Source organism: Labedaea rhizosphaerae (assembly GCF_004362825.1).
In the GTDB taxonomy this organism is placed as follows: Bacteria; Actinomycetota; Actinomycetes; order Mycobacteriales; family Pseudonocardiaceae; genus Labedaea; species Labedaea rhizosphaerae.
Genome location: NZ_SNXZ01000001.1, coordinates 795,792 through 812,283, shown reverse-complemented (window position 1 = coordinate 812,283; position 16,492 = coordinate 795,792). Strand labels below are relative to the sequence as shown.

Below are 16,492 nucleotides of genomic sequence, written 5' to 3'. Positions count from 1 at the left end.
TGATGGGGGCGTGCGCACCCCGAAGACCATCGACGTCCTGTTCCGCTCGCCGCGTCGCGGCCGCGGGTTCTGGTTCAGCGTTGCCATCGACCTGATCTGGGTGCTGATCGCCCTGACCACCCGCCTTCGCTGGCACGGCAAGGAGAACTTACCCCGCGAGGGCGGCGTGCTGGTGGCGTCGAACCACCTGTCCATGGTGGACCCGATCCCGGTGACGGCGTTCGTGCTGGCCGGCCGGCGCATCCCGCGCTACCTGGCCATGGCCGAGCTGTGGAAGGCGCCGGTCGTCAAGTGGGTCTTGGCGGGCGGCAAGCACATCCCGGTGGAACGCGGTTCGATCCGGGCGGTGCAGGCGTTGCACGGCATGGTGGACGCGGTCGGCGCGGGCGAGTGCGTCGTGGTGTTCCCCGAGGGCGGCATCGGCCGCCAGGCCGACCACTGGCCGGAGCCGAAGGTGAAGAACGGCATCGCCCGCGTGGCGCTGGAGTCGAAGGCGCCGGTCGTCCCCGTCGCGATCTGGGGTTCGCACGAACTGCTGCCGGCCGACACGAAGAAGGTGAAGTTGTGGCCCCGCAAGACGATCCAGGTCGTCGCGGGCCCGCCGGTCGACCTCACCGACCTCTACGACTCGCCTCGCACGAAGACCACTTTGGACGAGGCGACCAAGCGCATCATGGCCGCCATCACCGAACAGCTGGCCACCATCCGCGGGTGATAGCGATTCATTGACAATTTCTGGACGATTTCCTCTCCAGCCGGGCTGTGCCTTCCGATTCACGCCGGTGGCGTAACGCTCTGCCCAGATGTGCGATCTGTCATCCGTCGGATACGACATTCGGATGATCTGCGGCGGCATTGGTGGACTTGTTGGCCGACATCGCGAGATTCGGATCTGCCCTGACCAAACTGGGACATGATCCGTTCCCGCCAGGAGGTCCAAGTTGGTCGAGCCGCGCGCGGTTGACGACCGGCGCTGGTCGGAGGAGACATTGTTGGGCGGTCTCGGGTCATCGGCAAGGCTTTCCCTGTTGCGGGCCGGAACCGCGGTGACCTTCACCGACGGACGGCCGTTGGTGGAACAGGGCGCGGCGGGTACACACGCATACCTGCTGGTTGACGGAAAGGTGAAGGTCTCGGCGCGGGATGCCAACGGGGACACGGCATTGCTGGGCATCCGGGTGCAGGGTGACATCGTCGGGGAGATGGCCGCGCTCGAGCGCACTCTGCGGTCCGCGGACGTCGTCGCGAGCGGTTTGGTCAAGGCTCGAGCCATCGGTTCGGGTGAGCTGATCGCGCTTTCCCGCAAGTACCCCGAGATCGCGCTCGGGCTGGCCAGGATGACCGCACGGCGGTTGCGGTGGGCGAACCGGCGCCGCCTGGACTTCAACTCGCAAGAACCGCGCACACGGGTCGCCCGTGTCCTTTACGAAGTCGTGTGTGGTTATGGCAAGCAGGTCGATGGTCATTGGGATCTCGGTGTCCCCCTGACCCAGGCGGAGGTCGCGTCGCTCGCCGGGACAAAGCTGCGAACTGCCGAGAAGGAGCTCGCGCGCCTCAATCGCGAGGGCGTGGTGCGCAGCAAGTACCGCAAGCTGATCGTCCTCGATCTCGCCGAGCTGGAACGTCTCGCGCTCGACTGAGCAATCCCGCATCTGTGCGGAGTTCTGTGACTGATCGCAGTTGACCATGGTCACGGATCGCAGTTGACCACTCGAAAGGCCCAACGTGACAACCGATGGACTAACAACGCGGAAGCTCTGCGTGGCAGTGGATGCGCGCGGGTACAGCCGCGGTTCCGATCAGGACCAGCGCGAGTTGCAGCGCGTACTGGTCGCGTCGTGCGACCACGCGGCACGAGCAGCAGGCCTGGACCGCGCGACCTGGGCCAAGCAGCCTGCGGGCGACGGCGAGTTCGCCGTGCTGCCGGTCGACGAGCGCGAAGACCTCGTCGTCGATCGCTACGTCCGGGAACTGTCAGCCGAACTGAGCCGGTACAACGGCCGTGTCGCACCGGACGCACGGCTCCGTCTCCGGCTGGCGGTCCACTTCGGGCGTTTGGCGGAAGCGGCCAACGGTTACGCCGGCCCGGCGCCGATCGTGGTCGGCCGGATGCTGGACTCCGCCGTGCTGCGGCAAGCGCTGATCGACAGCGACGCCGATCTCGCGGTGCTGTTCTCCGACCAGGTCTACCAGGACTTCATCGCGACGTTGAGCACGACCGTGCGGCCGGCCCACCTGCGGCGGGTCGTCGTACGGGAGAAGGGATTCGAGGCAGACGCCTGGCTCTGGGTGCCGGGCCACGAGGCCGGTGACCCCATGCCGGAGTCTGCGACCGCGAGTTCCCCGGCGGCCGCACCGGCCGGTGATCCGGTGGTCGGAACCGCCCGGTCCCAGGTGGTCAACGAGTTCCACGGGCCGGTCGACGCACGGCGAGCGAATTTCGGTTTCGAGCTCGGAGTGGGTCGATGACCGCTGATCCCGAGGCTGCGGCGCCCCGGCCCGACCCGGCCGCCACTCCTCCGAACGAAGGCCAGGACCGCAAGCTGGAGCAGCCGGAAGCGCAAGCGCGGATCAAGGACGAGGCGCGCGTCGAAGAGGACTTCACCGCCGAGGACGGACGCAGCGCGATGCGCCGCCTCTACGTGGTCAACAACTTCCACGGCCGCGTGGACGCGGGCGGCGCCTCGTTCGGCTTCGCGGGCGAGACGCGGTTCGCCGCGTCGCCGCCGGGCGAGCTCCCGGGTGAGGTCGTCGACGAACTCGTTCAGGGTTTCGTGCCGCCGGGGTGCACAGGCGCGGCGGCCGACCGGCTCGACCGCGCCGCGATGGTGGTCCTCACCGGAGCCGATGGTGTCGGGAAGCAGGCGCTCGCGCTGCACTTGCTGCTGGGCCGGATCGGCAGGGGAGGCAGGTTTGTCAAGGCGTCGCCCGCCAACACGGTCGCCCGGCTCGCCGATCAGGACTACGAGGCCGGGGTCGGCTACGTGGTGGTCGACCTCGTCGGCGATGACGCGAACAGCTCGGTGCTGCGGTTCGAAGCGGAGCGATTGGCCAAGAGCGTGCGCAAGGCGGGGGCGTTCTTGGTCATCACGACGACGTCCCGGCAACTCAGCCGCAAGGCGCTGCCGGACTTCGCCGTGGACGTCACACCACCGGACGCGGAAGCGGTGCTGCTGAGCCACTTGAACGGTGCCGCCGTCCCGGCCGAACTGTTGGACAAGGCACGCCAGTACATCTCGACCCGGTCGCACCCGGGGGATGTCGCGGCTCTCGCCCGGCTTCTGGTCAGCGATCCGGACAAGGCGAACGCGACGATGGACGACGAGCCGCACGCCCAGGTCACGAGCTGGATCGAGGGGAACGTCACCAAGAAGGACCTGCTGGCGGTCACCGCCCTCGCCGTCGCGGGCGAGCAATCCGAGCAGATGCACGATTCGCTCACCAGACTCCTCATGGCGCACGTGGAGCAGGCGCAGGGGGCGCGCGAAGCGGCTCCTCACATCGCGCCGAGCGAGGAGGTCCTCCCGAAGCGGGTGGTCGACCACCCCTTGTACACATCGGGCCTCGACGAGGACGACGGCAGCGACGCGTGGTTGGACGGCCGGCGGCTGCGATTTCGCCACCATGACCACCGCGAGCACGTCCTGCTCGAGATGCACCGCCGCTATGACCACCATCTCTGGCGACCGGTCGAGTCGTGGCTACTCGAACTGTGCGGCGGCAATCCTCGCGACGAGGTCCAGGTCCAGGTCGCCGTCAGCCTTGCGTTGCTGGCCAAGGCCAACTTCACCGAGATCCGGCGCAAGTACCTGGACCCGTGGGCGAACGGGACGGTGAGCGAGCGCACGACCGCGGCGATGGTGCTGCAGGTGATGAGCGCAAACAGCAGGCTCGCCCCGGTCGCCTTGACCACCGCGCTGGAATGGGGGCAGGACCAGGGGATCAAGCGCGGCGTCACATCCGCGCTCGCCCTCGGCGGTCCGCTCGGCGTCCGCTTCCCGGACGAGGCGATGCGCCGGTTGGTCTTCTTGTCGTTGCGGGCCAAGCGGATCGGCATGGTCGCCCAGTTCGCGGTCGGCAACTTGTTCGCCGTGTCGGTTGATGCAGGTCCGGAGCACGCCGGCCGGATGCTGGCGATGGTCACCGACGAGGTGCGCGGGGTGACCACACCCCGGCGGGCCAAGCTCGAGGACACCGGGGAGAGCGCCGATGCCCTTGTGGCCGAGCACCAGCGTGCCGACCGGGATGGCCTCGATCGGGACGGCTCGCAGGACGTGAACACCGAGCGGTACGAGCGCGGCCTGACCGTGCACGTGGTGCGGTCCGCGCGGTCCATGGTCGTCGCCTTGTTGTGCGCGGAACAAGCCGGCGACGAGCAGCCCGTGATCCGCAAGATCCTGCTGGAGCAACCGGACAACGTGGACGCGATCGGTGTGCTCTGGGCCGATGTGCTGTGTAGCGCTCCGCACCGCGCGGCGGCGATCGGTGCCTTGCGCGAAGTCCTCGACTCACTGCGGGACGAGAGCGCGGCCAAGGACGCGGTCGCGCGGCTCGGGGCCGCCATCTACGCCGCCATGCCGCTCAGCCACCGAGAGCTGCGCGGCGCCGAACTGGTTCGCGAACTCACCGGTCGCCGAGCCAGGTCAAACGCCTCGCACGTGCTCCTGTCCACCTTCCTCGGCGCCTTGCGCCCGGCCACCAAGCACTGAATCGGAGTTGATCACGATGGCTCAGCAAGATTCCTTCCCCGTTCTCAAGGAGCAGCCGCTCAGTCCCGCCATCCGCGGCTGGTTGCGGCGCAGCCGCGACGTGTCCGAGCTGCCCCAGCACATCCCCGGCACGGTGCCGGTCTTCGAGGTGGACTCCGGCTACGTGGCATTCACCGAGCGCAGGCACCTGCACAAGCGCGACGACCTCGTCATCAACGCGATCTCGGTGACCACGGTCGACATGCGACCGCGCACGGTTACGGTCTCGCTGCAGATCCCGTCGAGCAGCCCGGCCGACGACTTCTTCGTGATGGTGGATTTCCGTTGCCAGGTCCGCGATGCCGAGCTCGTCGCGCAGTACGGCCTGCGCGACCTGGTCGAGCCGTTGCGCCAGTACCTGCGGCGCGATGCCACCCTGTTCAAGCTCGGGGTCCAGCACACCGTGGAGCAGATCAACGACGTCCGGGAGAAGGTCTGGGCCCGGGTCGAGGCCTACGTGCGGGTCCGCGGTCCGATGATCGACGGCGTCGTGGTCGAGTTCGCCGGCGTGCGCACCGCGACGCCGAAGGAGCTCGCCGAGCACGAGCGGCGGATGCGTGACACGCGACGCGACCAGTTGCACAAGGGCCTCGTGCACCAAGGCGAGGACCGCGACGCCGATCGCTACTCGTCCTACCTCGAGCGCGGCGCCACCGCGATCGCGGGCATCACCGTCGCCCGGGGCGAACGCACGGTGGCCGCGGCCGCCGATCGGGTTTACGAGCTCGAGGAGCGCAAGCAGGAGCAGATGATGGAGCTGCTCAAGTCGTTGTCGGACGCCGAAAAGGACATGATCGCGGTGGACGCCCAGCGGGTGGTCGACTCGTTGATGGATCGGTTGGTCGGAGGTCGGCCGACGGCCTCGCACCAGCTCGAGGGGGATGGCGACCGTGGGCAGCTCGAGGCGTGACGACCAGCCGGACGTCCTGGACACGCCGGGCCTGGAGATCGTGCCTGCCGTGCCTGACGCCGAGGAGAACCGCCGGGCCAACGCGGGCCGGGCGCTGCGCTGGCTGGCCGGGGTCGACGAGAAGCTGCTGCTCTGGGCGCCGGGTGACCGGGCCAAGTACACGGCACTCGGCGGTATCGTGCTCGGCACGGCCACCATCGCGGCGTTCTCGATGGCGATGGCGCTCAGCGAGGTGCTGGGCGGTTTCAGCCCGCTGATCCTCCTGCCAGTGCTGATCTGGGGCGTATTCATCGCGAACCTGGACCGGTGGCTGGTGTCCAGCTCCACCGGCGGCCGGTGGGGGCGCCGGGCATCCTTGCTGGTGCCACGGTTCGTGCTCGCCTTCATGTTCGGCGTCGTCATCGCCGAACCGTTGGTGTTGCGGGTGTTCGAGACGGCCATCGAGCAGCACATCACCAACGAGCGGTCGGACGCGGTCCGCGACCTGGAGAGCTCGCTGACCAAATGCAACCCCGAGCCGAACGCGGGCGACGCGGCGAAGGCAGCTGCCGAGACCGCCCGATGCGACCAGCACCGGCTGAACCTCGACGCCGCGTTCGCGGCCAACCAGATCGACCTCAACGAGAAGCGCAAGGCGGCGCAGACACTGCAAACCACGATCAACCAGGACAACAAGGAGCAGGCACGCAGGGACACCTTGGCCGCGAACGAATGCGCGGGCACCAGTGGTCCCGGCACGACCGGCAAGGCCGGGCGCGGACCCGAGTGCAAGCAGCGGGAGGACGAGGCGAGGCAATACCGCGTCTCGCACAACACCGCCCAGCACGAGACCGAACTGTCCACACTGCAAGCCGGCATCGTCCGGCTGGAAGGTGATCTCAACACCACGCAGCAGACCTACGAGCAGCGGCGCACCACCGCCATCGCGGCGAAGATCGACGAACTGCGCGCGAGCCAGGGTCCGATCGGCCTGCTCGAGCGGTTCCGCGCCCTGGACGACCTCACCAGCTCGAACGGGTTCCTCAACGGGGCCACGTGGGCCATTCGGTTGTTCTTCATCGCCATCGATTGCATGCCCGTGCTCGTGAAGTTCCTCGGTGGCACCACCGAGTACGACCGCCGCGTCGAACGGCGCGGCCAAGGGACGGGCAAGGCCTACGACGAGGCCATGGCCACGACCGAGGCGTTCCTCGTGTCCGATCTCCGCTCCCGGCGCCGCAGCTCCGAACAGCAGGCGCACGTCGATGACGTCTACCTGAGCATGGAACTCGACCAGGAGATCTCCGCACTCGCGGACGAGCTGCTCCGGCAGGGGGAGCCGGCCCGCCGCACGAACGGGGTGCCCTTCCAGCCACTGCATGGAATCAACGGCCGGGGCGGGTGATCTGTTCAGGAACGTCCAGCAGACGCGAAGGGCGGGGCACCCCCGAGGTGCCCCGCCCTTGCGCGTCGAGCCCTACTCCTCGGACTTGCCCTCGGCCATGCCCGTCTTGATCATGTCCATCACCGCGGAGTCGGCGAGCGTGGTGACGTCGCCGACCTCGCGGTTCTCGGCCACGTCACGCAGCAGGCGCCGCATGATCTTGCCGGAGCGGGTCTTGGGCAGCTCCGCGACGACCATGATCTGCCTCGGCTTGGCGATCGGGCCGATCTCCTTGGCCACGTGGTCGCGCAGCGCCTTGATCGCCTCCTCGCCCTTGGCCTCGTCCTGCGCGACGTTGCCACGCAGGATCACGAACGCCACGATGCCCTGGCCGGTGGTCGCGTCGGTCGCGCCGACGACGGCCGCTTCGGCCACGGTCGGGTGCGACACCAGCGCCGACTCGACCTCCGTGGTGGAGATGCGGTGCCCGGACACGTTCATCACGTCGTCCACGCGGCCGAGCAGCCAGACGTCGCCGTCCTTGTCGTACTTCGCGCCGTCACCGGCGAAGTAGAAGCCCTGATCGGCGAAGCGCGACCAGTACGTCTCGCGGTAGCGCTCCTCGTCGCCCCAGATGCCACGCAGCATCGACGGCCACGGCTTGTCGAGCACCAGGTACCCACCGCCGCCGTGCGGGACCTCGTTGCCCTGGTCGTCGACGACCTTGGCGCTGATGCCGGGCAGCGCGCGCTGCGCCGAACCCGGCTTGGCCGCGGTGACGCCCGGCAACGGCGAGATCATGATCGCGCCGGTCTCGGTCTGCCACCAGGTGTCCACGACGGGCGTCCGGCCACCGCCGATGGTCTCGCGGTACCAGATCCACGCCTCGGGGTTGATCGGCTCGCCGACCGAGCCCAGCACCCGCAGCGACGACAGGTCGTAGCCCTTCGGGATGTCGTCGCCCCACTTCATGAACGTGCGGATCAGCGTGGGCGCGGTGTAGTAGATGGACACCTTGTACTTCTGGATGATGTCCCAGTGCCGGCCCTCGTTCGGGGTGTTCGGCGTGCCCTCGTAGACCACCTGGGTCGCGCCGTTGGACAGCGGCCCGTACACGATGTAGCTGTGCCCGGTGACCCAGCCGATGTCGGCGGTGCACCAGTACACATCGGACTCCGGCTTGAGGTCGAACACGTTGTGGTGCGTGTAGGACGCCTGCGTGAGGTAGCCGCCGGAGGTGTGCAGGATGCCCTTGGGCTTACCGGTCGTGCCCGAGGTGTAGAGGATGTAGAGCGGGTGCTCGGCGTCGAATGCCTCCGGGGTGTGCTGGTCGGACTGGCGATCCACCAGGTCGTGCCACCACAGGTCGCGGCCCTCGGTCCACTGCACCTCGATGTCGCAGCGCTTGACCACGACGACGTGCTCGATGCTCGGCGTGTCCTTGGTGGCCTCGTCGGTGTTGTCCTTCATCGGCGCGGGCTTGCCGCGCCGGTACTGCCCGTCGGTGGTGATCAGCAGCTTGGCCTCGGCGTCCTCGATGCGCTGGCGCAGCGCCGTGGAGGAGAACCCGCCGAACACCACGCTGTGCACCAGGCCGAGGCGTGCGCACGCGAGCATGGCGAAGATCGCCTCGGGCACCATCGGCATCTGGATGGCCACCCGGTCGCCGGTCTCGAGGCCCAGCTCGATCAGCGCGTTCGCGGTCTTGCTGACCTCGCGCTGCAGGTCGGCGTAGGTGATCGTGCGGGAGTCGCCGGGCTCGCCCTCCCAGTGCAGCGCCACCCGGTCGCCGAGCCCCGCCTCGACGTGCCGGTCGACGCAGTTGTAGGCGACGTTGAGCTTGCCGCCGACGAACCACTTCGCGAAGGGCGGCTGCCAGTCCAGCACCTGTTCCCACTCGGTGTCCCAGTGCAGGCGGCGGGCCTGCTCGGCCCAGAACGCCTCGCGGTCGGCGTCGGCCTGCTGGTACATCTCCGCCTTGGCGTTCGCGTTGGCCGCGAACTCGTCCGTCGGCGGGAACGTCCTGCTCTCGGTCAGCAGGTTGTCCAGCGCGGGGCTCTGACCCGACGACTCTGTCATGGTGATGGACCTCCTGAAAGCCGGTCCGCAGTCAGGACCGGCGTTGCCGCTGTGGTCTGAACCAGTGAATCGCATTGTGGCGGGTCACCCGAGGGCGGGCGACCCGCCCCGATTGTCATGCACGAGGTGCCATTGGGAAAACTGGCAGAACGGTCCGCTTCCAGGTGTCGTTCGTGACGACCGCGAACGACGTGTAGAAGGCGACGACCGCGGTGATGACGCCGAGCCAGCCGCCGATCTTGGTCATGCCGTCGGCCTCGCCGAACGCGCCGATGGTCAGGAACAGGAAGGTCAGCGCCAGCAGCACGAACACCGCGACGAGAGCGCCGTTGGTGGCCAGCGACGCGACCGCGAGGTACGCGGTGACGATGGTGAACACCAGCAGGAACATGCCGACGGCGCTGCTCGTGTCGGCGCCGGCGTCCTTGGCGAAGAACCAGTTGAAGAAGGCGAAGGCCATCCAGAACGGGCCGTAGGTGCAGAACGCCGTCGCCCCGAAGGTGGTGCCCTTGCGGAACTCCATGATGCCCGCGATCAGCTGGGCCAGCCCGCCGTAGAACAGGGCGAGGGGCAGCACGGCGGCGGCGACGCCCGCGCCCACGATCCCGGCGTTGACGAAGCTGAGCACGAGGGTGGTCGCCGCGAACCCGGCGAGGCCGAGCGGGCCTGGGTCGGCGGTGGGGTTGGCCGGCGTCGCCGGCGCGGTCGGGGTGTCAGCGGTGGAGTGGGCACTGGTCTTGATGCTCGACATGAACGTGCTCCTCTTGGCCCAAGCCGTGAGTTCTTGATGTTCATCCGACAATTAGTGAACTACTCCAACCATGGGTTTCGTACAAGGTTGGGGTTGCCCTTTATCGGCCAACGGCACGACCGTTGGTCCATGTGAGTGACGGTGGTGCGATGAGCGGCACCCGGTACTGTCCGCGCCGTGACCGATCCGCTCAGCCGCCTGCTGACGTTGCCCGGCGTCGAGGACGCGGTGCGTGCCGCGCGTGACGCCGTCGACACCGTGCACCGCCACCCGGCGAACCGCAGGGGCTGGCCGGCCACGGCCGCCGAGGCGTCGGTCCGGGCCGCGCGGGCGTCGGCCGCGCTGGACGGCGGCAGCGCCGAGATCCCGGCCGCGGGCGAGGTGTCCGATCCCGTGCTGGCCGGTTCGCTGCGGGTGGCCGAGGCGATCGGCCCGGTCCTGCCGACCTGGCAACGCGCGCCGCTGCAAGCGCTTGCGCGCCTGCACATGCTCGCCGCCCGCGACCTCACCGACGACGAGGCGCTCGGCCGGCCGCGCGCCGACCGCGGGGTATCCGGCCGGCTGACCCTGCTGGCGTCACTGGTCACCGGCGGGACTTCGGTGCCGGGTCCGGTGCTCACCGCGGTGGTGCACGGCGAGTTGCTGACGTTGGCGCCCTTCGACAGCGCCAACGGCGTGGTGGCGCGGGCCGTGACCCGGCTGACCATGATCAGCACCGGCCTGGACCCGAAGGCGCTGACCGTGCCGGAGGTGTTCTGCCTGCGGCGCGCGGAGAACTACGCGTCGGCCGCGGCGGCCTTCGGCACCGGCGACCCGGACGCCGTGGCTTCGTGGCTGGTGTTCTGCTGCGAGTCCGTCGTGGCCGGGGCCAAGGAAGCGACCTCGATCGCCGACGCCGCCTTGGGCTGACCCTTCCTGGTTTGGCGCTGTACCAGCCACGCACCGGCCAGCAGCAACCCGGAGCCGAGCACCTGCACGACGGTGATCCGCTCGTGCAGCAACGTCACGGACAGGGTCACGCCGAACACCGGGACGAGGAACATCATGCTCGCCGCCCGGGCCGCGCCAAGGCGCTGAACCCCTTGGTAGAACAGCGGGTAGGCCAACGCCGTCGGCACCAGGACCAGGTACGCCTGATCGAGCCAGAACCCGGTCGTGAGGCCCGCCCAGTCGACGTCACCGACCACCGGCAGCGCGCTCACCGCGAGCACCAGCCCACCGGCCACCGTGGCGTAGGTCGTGACGGTCAAGGTGGGCAACCGGCGCAGGACCGGCGCGCCGCACATCGTGTAGACCGACCAGCAGACCGCACCGGCCACGTAGACGAGGTCGCCGAGCAATCGCGTGCTGCTGTCCGGGATGCCCAGGAGGAAGACCCCGGCTCCGGCCACCGCGCACACCAGCCCGACGACGGTTCGCGACCGGAGCCGGGAACGGCTGACGATCGCCATGACCACGGTGGTGCAGACCGGGCTCATCGTCGGGATCAGCACGCTGGCGTCGGCGGCGGGCGCCAGGGTCAGGCCCGCGAACAACGCCGTGTTGTAGCCGAAGACCCCGACGAGGCCGAGCCCGCCGGTGACGGCCACATCCCTGGGTCGCAGGGCGGCCTGGCCGGTGAACGGCAGGACGGCGAGCAGGACCAGCCCGCCGCCGAGGAACCGGATCGCCGCGGCGACCTGCGGGGCCACCGCGTCGACGCCTGCCTTGGAGCCCGCGAAGGCGCTGCCCCACGCCACCATGACCAGGACGAGTCGCATGCGTCCCAGTCTCTGGGCGACCGGCTGGGCCGGTATTGAACGCACGTGCGCGGGTGCACAATGGACCGGTGGGGGACTGGGCGTCCTACTGGCGATCGGCTGACCAGCCGCTCGAGGTGATGCACGCCCACTTCGAGGCGCACACCTACGCCCCGCACAGCCACGACGCGTACTCGTTCGGCGTGACCGAGATGGGCGCGCAGGCGTTCACCTGCCGCGGCGAGCAGCGCACGAGCGTCGCGGGCATGGTCATGGCCTTCAACCCCGACGACCCGCACGACGGCCACGCCGCCACCGAGGACGGGTTCACCTACCGGATCGTCCACATCGGACCCTCGCTGGTCGGCGACCTGCTCACCGAGCTGACCGGTTCGCCCACGCTCCCGTTGTTCGCCGACCCGGTGCTGCACGATCCTGTTCTGGCCCAAGCACTGCTGCGCTTCCACCGGGTCGCCTCGGGCGGCGGCAGCACCCTCGCCCGCGACGAGGCCCTCGCCGGCGCGGTCGCCGCGATGGTCGGCCGGGGAGCCCGCAGCACACCCACGATCCGGGCCGTGGACGGCGGGCAGCACCTGGCGGCCTTGGTGCGATCGGCGTTGCAGGACAGGTACTTGGAGGACTTGAGCGCCGCCACCCTGGCGTCGCTGACCGGTACCAGCCGCTTCGCGGTCTACCGCGCGTTCCGTGCCGCGTACGGGATGTCACCAAGTGGGTACCAGCGGCTGCTTCGCTTGCGTGCGGCGCGAAACCTGCTGGCGGACGGTGTCGCGCCCGCGGAAGCCGCTTCGTTGAGCGGTTTCGCCGACCAGGCCCACCTCACGCGGTGGTTCCGCCGCTGCTACGGCATCACGCCGGGCACGTACCGCAGCGCGGGCTGAATCTCCGAACAGGACAGTTCTGGGACAGATCCATTCGGTGGCTAATGCCCGTGTCCGCCCGCACGACAAAGCCGGTGACGACGGCGGTCGTGGCCTGGGGTGGGTCGCGGCCGCCGTGTCATTTTGCCGGCCCGTGCCGTACGCGGACCGCACGACCAACAGGCGATGGCCGGGTGGCCATCGCCTGCGAGATCGAGGATCGGGCCTCAGATGACCGAGGCGCCGAGTAGTTCCAGGGTTTTGCGCACGTGTCCCTCGGTCTCGGTCAACGCGTCCGCCGCGCGCTCGACGTCGACCCCGGACAACAGGTGCACCAGCGCCACCTTCAGGTCACCGTTGGCCTCGCTGAGCGCGTCCGCGCACTCCTGCTGGTCCAGGCCGGTGGCCTCGCGCAGGATCCGCACGGTCCGCCCGCGCAGCTTCGCGTTCGTCGCGCGCACGCTCACCATCAGGTTCGAGTACGTGCGGCCGAGCTTGACCATCACCGCCGTGGAGAACGCGGTCAGGATCAGCTTCTGCGAGCTCCCGGCCTTCATGCGGGTGGACCCGGCGATCACCTCGGGCCCGGTGTCGGCCGTGATGAGCACGTCCACGTCGACCCGCTGCGCGTCCGGGTTGTTGGACACGAGCGCGGTCCGCGCACCCAGCTGCCGGGCGGCGGCGAGCGCACCGAGCACGTACGGCGTGCGCCCGGACGCGGTGAGGCCGAGGACGAAGTCACCCGGGCGCGCGTCGCCGCGGATCTCGCGGGCGCCGGCGTCGTCGTCGTCCTCGGCGTTCTCCACGGCCTGGCGCAACGCACCCGTGCCACCGGCGTGGTGCGCGACGAACCACGTCGGCGGCACGTTGTAGGTCGGGGGGAGCTCGGCGGCGTCGACCGACGCCAGCCGACCGGAGGTGCCCGCGCCGACGTAGTGCACCCGGTGCCCGTTGCTCAGCGCGTGGACCGCGAGGTCCACGGCCGAGGCGAGCTCGGGCAACACCATGCCGACCGCGTACGGCACCCGCCGGTCCTCGGCGTTGATCGTGCGCAGGATCTCGATGGTGGACATCTGGTCGATGTCCGTGCTGCGGGGGTTGCGCCGTTCCGTGGGTGAATCCACGCTCACCGATTGGGACGGCACGGTCACCTGGCTAACCCCCGAATCACTTACCGCTGTCACGCGACTTGCGTCGACCGTCATGCCTGCTCTCCAACCGGTGAGTGCCGACCGCTTCGCGGGTGGCGTCCAATGCCCCGATCGATTCGTCCAGGTGCCGCTGGGCGACGCCGATGAACAGACAGTCGATCACCGTCAGCTGCGCGATGCGGCTGGCCGTGGCCCCGGACCGGAATGTGGTCTCCCGGGCCGCGGTCGTGATCACGTAGTCGGCGACCTCGCTGATCGGTGATCTCGGGAAATTGGTCAGTGCGACGGTGGTCGCGCCCGCGTTGCGCGCGGTGCGCAACGCCTCGACGGTGTCCGCGGTCGCCCCGGTGTGCGAGATGCCCACCGCGACGTCGCCCTTGCTGAGCACCGCGGCCGAGGTCAGCATGATGTGCGTGTCGTTCCAGGCGAAGCTGATCCGGCCGATGCGGTGCAGCTTCTGCTGGAGGTCCGCGGCGACGAACGCGCTGGCGCCGACGCCGTAGACGTCGACCCGGCCCGCCGTCGACACGGCGTCCACCACCTTCTGCAGGACAACGGTGTCGAGTTGCCCGGCGGTCTCCTCGACCGCGCGGGCGTCGGCGAAGGTGACCTTGTCGACGACCGTGCGCATGTCGTCGTCCGGTGCGATCTCGCCGCCGAGGTCGCGTTGCTCGTCGAGGGCCGCGCTGCGCGCGGTGTCCGCGGCGAGCGCGATCCGCAACTCTGGGTAGCCTCCTACGCCGATCGCCTTGCAGAACCGCGTGACGGTTGTCTCGCTGGTGTTAGCCGCCTCGGCCACCTCGGTGATGCTCCGTCGAGCGACTCCAGCCGGGTTGTCGAGCACGACCTTGGCCACCCGCTGCTCGGCGCGCGCGAGGCCAGGAAGTAGGGAGCGGATGCGGACCAGCGGGCTGGTCTCGCTCTGCTGCGCTGCGAAAGTCTCAGGTCTGCTCACGTGGGAAACTTACTAACTGTGATGGGGGCCGACAAGGTGGTGGGTAGCGTTCAACCTCCACGCTACCCAAACGTGTCCGAACTTTCAGTCGCCCTGGTGGCGAGCTTGCCTGGAAATCGCTGGTCGTGGTCGTCGCGTTAACGTCTTTGGATCAACGAGATCGAAGTTGCCAAGATTGAGCGCTCAACAGGTGAGGTTGTTTCTCACCGTCCAGCAGCATGTGGTTACCGTCGGTGATGTAGATCCCATCGAGGTTGATGCCACGCCCGGTGTAGCGCGGGTCGGTGGTGTACCGCCACCGCAGGGTGACCGGACCGGCCGTCTGAATCGAGGCCGATACCTTCCACCAGTAACGATGTCCACCACCGGACAGATAATCCTGCGCTCCAGCCGGTGCTCCGTGACCCTCCGCCGTCACCTGGACGGGGCTCCACGTCGTGCCGTCGGTGCTGGACTCGAGAACCAGCGGATCGGTCTCCTCGGAGTCCACGAATGCCGAGAAATTCACCCGAACGGTGCCATCGGTGGACTGCAACACCGGCGTCGTCAACGCCGCGGTGCTCGCGTCGCCGATGCCCGAGTACCAGGAGTCACGACCCCGCACCGGGTGTACGGCCATCGCCTTGGCCAGCCCGTTGGCCACCGCCTCGCGGGCGAGGTTGACCGAACCCCAGTTGCGGTTCGGGTGCACGTGGTTGGTCAGCACGATCGCGATGGAGCGCGAGTCGGGGTCGATCACGATGGTCGTGCCGGTGAACCCGGTGTGACCCATCGTGCGCGTGCCGGTCAGCCCGCCCATGTACCAGCGCTGGTTCAGCTCGAAGCCCAGGCCGTGGTCGTCACCGGGGAACGCGGTGTTGTAGTTGACCATCATCTGGTCGACCATGCGCTGCTGCAGGATCCGGTGGCCCTTGTAGATGCCGCCGTTGAGCAGCATCTGCCCCAGGATCGCCAGGTCGTCGGCGGTGGAGAAGATACCGGCGTGACCCGCGACGCCGTCGAGCGACCACGCGTTCTCGTCGTGCACCGACCCCCACACCAGCCCGCGGCCCTGGGCGATCTCGTACTCCTCGGCCGCGATCCGGTTCTTCTTGCTCGCCGGCGGGTTGTAGCCGGTGTCGACCATGTGCAGCGGGCCGGTGATGCGCTCACGCACCAGCTCGTCCAGCGGCTGGCCGGTGACGTGCTCCTCGAGCAGCTGCAGGCTGAGCATGTTCTCGTCGGAGTAGATGTACTTCGTGCCCGGCGTGGCCTGCGGCGTCTCGTTCAGGATCGCCGCCTTGCGCGACGGGACGTCCGGGTAGCCCTGCCAGAGCGAGGGCACCGGGTCGGGCTTGAGGCCCGAGGTGTGCGTCAGCAGCATGACCGACGTGATGGCGTCCTTGCCGTTCACGCCGTAGCCAGGCAGGTACTGCGCGACCGGCTTGGTCAGGTCGATCTTGCCCTCTTCGGCCAGCTGCATGGCCACGATCGAGGTGAAGAGCTTCGAGATCGACGCCATGTCGAAGATCGTGTCGTCGCGCATGGGGATCTGCTGGTCCGCGGGCAGCTCGGTGCCGGTGGCGTCGGCGTAGCGCAGCGCCATGCCCGCGTTGTGCCGGTGCACGATCACGCCGTTGTGCACCAGCATGGTGACCGCGCCGGAGAACAGGGGGTGCCCCGTCTTCGGGTCGTTCTGGGTCCACTTGTCGATCTTGGCGTCGGCCTCGGCGATCGGACCCGGGTCCAGGTCCTGGCTGGCCAGCGACCCTTCGCGCAGCTTCGTGCCGCCCGGCATGTAGCCGGCGAAGGGGTGGTCGAAGCCCGCCGCGTGCGGGTTCCCGCCGTGGCGATCCGGGGCTGCTGATGCGCTGACCGTCATTCCGACGGTCATGCTCACCACTGCCACCATCACCGGCAACATCCGTCGGATCATGGT

At 68.9% G+C, this 16,492-nt stretch carries 13 protein-coding genes and 1 pseudogene; 8 read left to right on the top strand and 6 right to left on the bottom strand.

Annotated elements, in window-relative coordinates; translation table 11 throughout:
- Positions 1-10: 10 nt before the first annotated feature.
- The 6 genes from EV186_RS03535 to EV186_RS03510 all read left to right on the top strand — a co-directional run bounded on the left by EV186_RS03535 (position 11) and on the right by EV186_RS03510 (position 7,042).
- Entirely contained in the window at positions 11-715 is a 705-nt protein-coding gene (locus EV186_RS03535) for a lysophospholipid acyltransferase family protein (RefSeq protein WP_133847624.1), read from the top strand.
- Between the two features lie 226 nt (positions 716-941).
- Positions 942-1,640 carry a Crp/Fnr family transcriptional regulator gene (locus EV186_RS03530; RefSeq protein WP_133847623.1) on the top strand — a complete coding sequence of 233 codons (699 nt, stop codon included), beginning with the start codon at positions 942-944 and terminating at the stop codon, positions 1,638-1,640.
- Positions 1,641-1,761: 121 nt separating this feature from the next.
- Positions 1,762-2,469, top strand: a complete 708-nt coding sequence (locus EV186_RS03525; RefSeq protein WP_133847622.1) for a hypothetical protein — start codon at positions 1,762-1,764, stop codon at positions 2,467-2,469.
- Positions 2,466-4,709 (top strand): nSTAND3 domain-containing NTPase, encoded by a 2,244-nt coding sequence (locus tag EV186_RS03520; RefSeq protein ID WP_133847621.1) that lies wholly within the window; start codon positions 2,466-2,468, stop codon positions 4,707-4,709. The genes EV186_RS03525 and EV186_RS03520 overlap by 4 nt, the downstream gene beginning before the upstream one ends.
- 16 nt (positions 4,710-4,725) lie before the next feature.
- Positions 4,726-5,658: a hypothetical protein gene (locus EV186_RS03515; protein ID WP_133847620.1), complete on the top strand. Its 933-nt coding sequence runs from the start codon at positions 4,726-4,728 to the stop codon at positions 5,656-5,658.
- Entirely contained in the window at positions 5,639-7,042 is a 1,404-nt protein-coding gene (locus EV186_RS03510; protein WP_166659004.1) for a DUF4407 domain-containing protein, read from the top strand. The genes EV186_RS03515 and EV186_RS03510 overlap by 20 nt, the downstream gene beginning before the upstream one ends.
- Before the next feature lie 72 nt (positions 7,043-7,114).
- Here the strand turns inward: EV186_RS03510 and acs are convergent, their stop codons facing one another.
- Both acs and EV186_RS03500 read right to left on the bottom strand, forming a co-directional pair.
- Entirely contained in the window at positions 7,115-9,100 is a 1,986-nt protein-coding gene (gene acs / locus EV186_RS03505; RefSeq protein WP_133847618.1) for an acetate--CoA ligase, read from the bottom strand.
- A gap of 115 nt (positions 9,101-9,215) precedes the next feature.
- Complete coding sequence (locus EV186_RS03500; RefSeq protein WP_133847617.1) at positions 9,216-9,851, bottom strand: acetate uptake transporter; 636 nt, start codon at positions 9,849-9,851, stop codon at positions 9,216-9,218.
- A 177-nt stretch (positions 9,852-10,028) separates the two neighbouring features.
- Here EV186_RS03500 and EV186_RS39810 point away from each other — a divergent pair, with 177 nt between their 5' ends.
- Positions 10,029-10,760 carry a Fic family protein gene (locus EV186_RS39810; RefSeq protein ID WP_133847616.1) on the top strand — a complete coding sequence of 244 codons (732 nt, stop codon included), beginning with the start codon at positions 10,029-10,031 and terminating at the stop codon, positions 10,758-10,760.
- A 32-nt stretch (positions 10,761-10,792) separates the two neighbouring features.
- On the opposite strand, the pseudogene EV186_RS03490 reads toward EV186_RS39810, so the two are convergent.
- A pseudogene (locus EV186_RS03490) lies at positions 10,793-11,593 on the bottom strand (DMT family transporter); the annotation flags it as partial.
- Positions 11,594-11,679: 86 nt separating this feature from the next.
- Here EV186_RS03490 and EV186_RS03485 point away from each other — a divergent pair.
- On the top strand, positions 11,680-12,489 hold the full coding sequence (locus tag EV186_RS03485; protein WP_243753798.1) for an AraC family transcriptional regulator: 810 nt from the start codon (positions 11,680-11,682) through the stop codon (positions 12,487-12,489).
- A gap of 206 nt (positions 12,490-12,695) precedes the next feature.
- On the opposite strand, the gene murQ is transcribed toward EV186_RS03485, so the two are convergent.
- The 3 genes from murQ to EV186_RS03470 all read right to left on the bottom strand — a co-directional run bounded on the left by murQ (position 12,696) and on the right by EV186_RS03470 (position 16,489).
- Positions 12,696-13,673 carry an N-acetylmuramic acid 6-phosphate etherase gene (gene murQ, locus EV186_RS03480; RefSeq protein ID WP_133847614.1) on the bottom strand — a complete coding sequence of 326 codons (978 nt, stop codon included), beginning with the start codon at positions 13,671-13,673 and terminating at the stop codon, positions 12,696-12,698.
- Entirely contained in the window at positions 13,636-14,574 is a 939-nt protein-coding gene (locus EV186_RS03475; protein ID WP_166659003.1) for a MurR/RpiR family transcriptional regulator, read from the bottom strand. The genes murQ and EV186_RS03475 overlap by 38 nt, the downstream gene beginning before the upstream one ends.
- A 151-nt stretch (positions 14,575-14,725) precedes the next feature.
- Positions 14,726-16,489, bottom strand: coding sequence for a serine hydrolase domain-containing protein (locus EV186_RS03470; RefSeq protein WP_133847613.1), 1,764 nt, complete (start codon positions 16,487-16,489; stop codon positions 14,726-14,728).
- Positions 16,490-16,492: the final 3 nt, after the last annotated feature.